This is a genomic window from Paenibacillus sp. 01T422, from assembly GCF_056398785.1.
On record NZ_JBFTQB010000677.1, the window covers coordinates 1 to 3,613 of the forward strand.

General features: G+C 43.6%; 2 protein-coding genes and 1 pseudogene. 2 read left to right on the forward strand and 1 reads right to left on the reverse strand.

Features of this window, described 5'->3' with window-relative positions; translation table 11 throughout:
* Window positions 1-324: alpha/beta fold hydrolase (locus AC1DUA_RS28730; protein ID WP_477503008.1), on the forward strand; the 324-nt coding region annotated here is incomplete at its 5' end.
* Window positions 325-560: 236 nt separating this feature from the next.
* Here the strand turns inward: AC1DUA_RS28730 and AC1DUA_RS28735 are convergent.
* Entirely contained in the window at window positions 561-2,870 is a 2,310-nt protein-coding gene (locus AC1DUA_RS28735; RefSeq protein ID WP_477503009.1) for an AraC family transcriptional regulator, read from the reverse strand.
* Window positions 2,871-3,146: 276 nt separating this feature from the next.
* Between AC1DUA_RS28735 and AC1DUA_RS28740 the strand changes: the two are divergent.
* Window positions 3,147-3,613 (forward strand): annotated as a pseudogene (locus tag AC1DUA_RS28740) (sugar ABC transporter permease); the annotation flags it as partial.

A 3,613-nucleotide genomic window follows, 5' to 3' on the forward strand; every position in this document is an offset into this window, starting at 1 on the left:
GGCTATCCGTTCGAAGAGGACGTATATCGGGCGCTCATTCTGGAGGAAGTCAAGCGAGCCTATGATCCAGGCAGTGTCGGACGACAAATTGCTGCGATCGCTGTCTCCGGTGACCGTCGTCCGCGGCTGGCGACTATAAAAGCACCAGCACTTGTCATTCATGGGGTGGACGATCCCCTGTTCGTCCCAGCGTGTGGAGAGGACACGGCTTCTGCCATTCCGGGCGCCGAGCTCATGTTGGTTGACGGCATGGGACACGACCTGCCGCACCAACTGTACAAAGTAACTGTTGATGGCATAGAGCGAACGGCTCGACGCAATTGAGACGCGCTTCCTGAATCGCACTCTTAGCGCATGCGACCCTGGTGGTCGCGGCGGGCACTTGGAACGGYTGTTAAAGAAGCTCCAGTTCAGCAGTTAACGGGGTTTCCTAGCAGAGTCTCCATTTGAACGTAGATGTGGAAACGATCGAAAAAGCGCCGGTTTCATGATAACCTCATGAGCCGGCGCTTTTCTGTGGGGATTTTTCTGAAATTTGGAATTGTTGTTCTAACGCCATCTCACAGCCGCATCTCTTGTGTATCTTTGCGGTAGTGGCCCGGTGTGGTGCCGGTAATTTTCTTGAAAATGCGGATAAAGCTATTGACGGAGGTATATCTCAGTTTATCGGTTACCGCTTGAATGGAATTCTTCGGATCGCTAAGCAATTCTTTGGCTATACCTACCCGGAACTGAATCACATAATCGACGAAATTAATGCCCATGATTTTTTTGAAAGAGCGGCTGAGCTGGGAACTGCTAAGGCCAACAAGATCTGCACACAGTTGCAGCGAAATATCTTGATCATAGTGAGCTCGGATATAAGCGACGACTTCTTCAATTTGTTGTCGCTCAATCGACGATTTCTCTGGTTGTGATACGATTAATTTATCAAAAAATTGAAGAGAGAAAAAACTTTCAATCTCATGCAAATTCCGCTGACGCTCCAATTCCATCGTCAAATGCTTCATATTTACCGACTCTTTATCTCCATGATAATCCTTCCCTACAGTATGCATCATCGCCCCAAGAAGCTGTGAGCAATAGGTTTTGACTAACTCCGAAGTTAATGAACTGTCATCCTTTAATAATTGAATAATTTGCGTGAAAAGTTCCTGCGCCTCGCCATAATTCGATGCTTGGAGCGATTGTAGAATGAGATTCTCCACCTCAACTAAAGCGTCGGCCTGGTCGGAAATGGATGGATCCAACTCATCGCTGATAATAACTTGATTGGTACCCAATGAGAAGCTGTACCGAAGGGCATGCTTGGCTTGGGTAAAAACATCATGAATCCCAGGTAAGCCTGATTCCGAATAGCCGACTGAGATGACGAAATTCAACTTCAAATAAGTACGAACCGCATGTAATAGTTCATTGGCATATATACGTGGCTGTTGAAAAGCAGCTTGCTCGGGCTGATGGAGAATCGCGAATAAACCTGGCTGAATCATCATGATGCGGGTAGTGCCTTTGGTGCTCAGAATCTCATCGACAATGTTATCAATGGCATAGTACATGAGAAACTGATCGTTGCGCGAGTATTGCGATTTCATATAAATCGGATCGGTTTCTAGAAGAAACAAGCAGATTGGCTTATTTTCAAACGTATATTGCTGCAGGGTCGTATCGCTGGAATTCCCAATTAACAAGCTCATGAGGCTGTACTGCTCGGCGTGTGTCTGATATTGCTTCAGGTTTTTTTGCAAAAAGTCATTGTGCTCTTCCACATGCTGGATATGCTCTGTGATGTAATGAATTTCGTCCTTCGATGTCGATGCATCCTTGTCAATAAATACACGTTGAGTTAGCTTATGTACGGGCTGATAAATACTTTGAGATGTGCGAATCGCGATAATAATGGCGAGTAAAATAAAGGCAAAGCTGACGCCGAGTAATACATTACGCAATTGATTCGTTTCCTTCGAGACCAAGGCCGTCGGCAGGATCGACACGTAATACCAATCGCGATTCGCAGAATAAACGGAATTAATGAGAGACGGTTTGCCGTCCAAATTTATCGTGAAGCGATAGTTGGGCATATTTTTACCCTTCGTAAGCTCATTTCTAAAGTCAGGGGAGTCCATAAAGCTACCTACCTTGGTGGGGTCCGAGTGCATGACTGCATTACCATCCGAATTGAGTACGAGATAGGTTGCTGGATCACTCACATTCGCCTTCAATTTGCTGCTTAAGGTGGCGGCATCCAAATAAACGATAAAGAAGCTATTCACCAAATTAGAGGCTGCGCTGTTCATCGGTCTGATGTAAGTGATGACAGGGCGATCCAAGCGCGAGTTCAAATGATTGCGAGTATCCAACCATCCGCCGTATTTGGTCAATGTACGTGATTTATCGATAGCTAGAGGATCCAGAAAGTCATCTGGCTGCAGCAGCAGTCCACTCGAAGTCACAATCTTATTATAGGAAGTGCTGAAAAAATCAATCTCAACGACATTTTCCATACCGCTTCGAAGATTCGTTAATACGGTGTATAAATCATTGACCAGTTGAAAGTTCTGATACGTTAAGTCATCTTTCGTAAAACGGCTGAGAGCTGAATTATCATACGTATATTGCAGCATGAGTTCATCAAACTTTTTGAACTGATTGTTCATTTCTTCCTCCACCTGATTCAGAAAAACCTGATGCATCTGATCCGTCTGGTCACTTAGAATGCGGTTACTAATGAAGGAAGAGGAGAGCGCCATGATGGCAATTGGGATACTGGAAAGGAGGATAAGTGAAATGAGAAGGCGATTTTTTAGTTTCCAACCAGGCTTTTTCATTTCGAGGATTTGTTTAATCTGGCGCCAAGAGTGAGTATCCATAACCAATCTCCTTGTCATTTACATGTCACTTTTTTGAAATTAGTATATCACAGATCGGTGGTTATCTTGGGTGGTCAGCGGTACACTCTTTTTACCGATGCCTCATTTTCCTGCAAAAATAGTGTATCTCAGGGATCATCTGACCGATTTCAGCTCCTTATCATAAGCTTTTTTTGCGTAAAAATGGTTGATTGCCCGCTAACACCTCAATGCCTATGATTGGGTCTAAGGGGGTGACGAACAGATGATACAATGGAGAGGAGCAACGCAAACAACATGGAGATTCAGAAAGAAAGACGAAAGCATATATGGGGGCACCGATTCTTAAAAGAAAGATATTTATGGCTAATGGCTTTACCAGGTATCATTTATTTCTTAATCTATAAATATATCCCCATGCTAGGGATCGTCATTGCGTTTCAGAAATATATTCCGTCCAAAGGATTTCTCAAAAGTGATTGGGTGGGGTTAGACAATTTCCAGCGCATATTTGATTCACCGGAAATTGGACGATATTTTATGAACACCGTTATTATTAGCCTTTACCAGATTGTATTCGCTTTCACAGTTCCGATCCTCATTGCCATATTATTGAATGAACTCAAGTTTGAGTTTTTTAAAAAGATCGTTCAAACGCTGCTCTATTTACCTCATTTCTTATCTTGGGTCGTAGTCGCAGGTATCTTCTATTTATTATTCCAGAGTGATGGTCAAGTGAATCATCTATTAATGAATTGGGGATT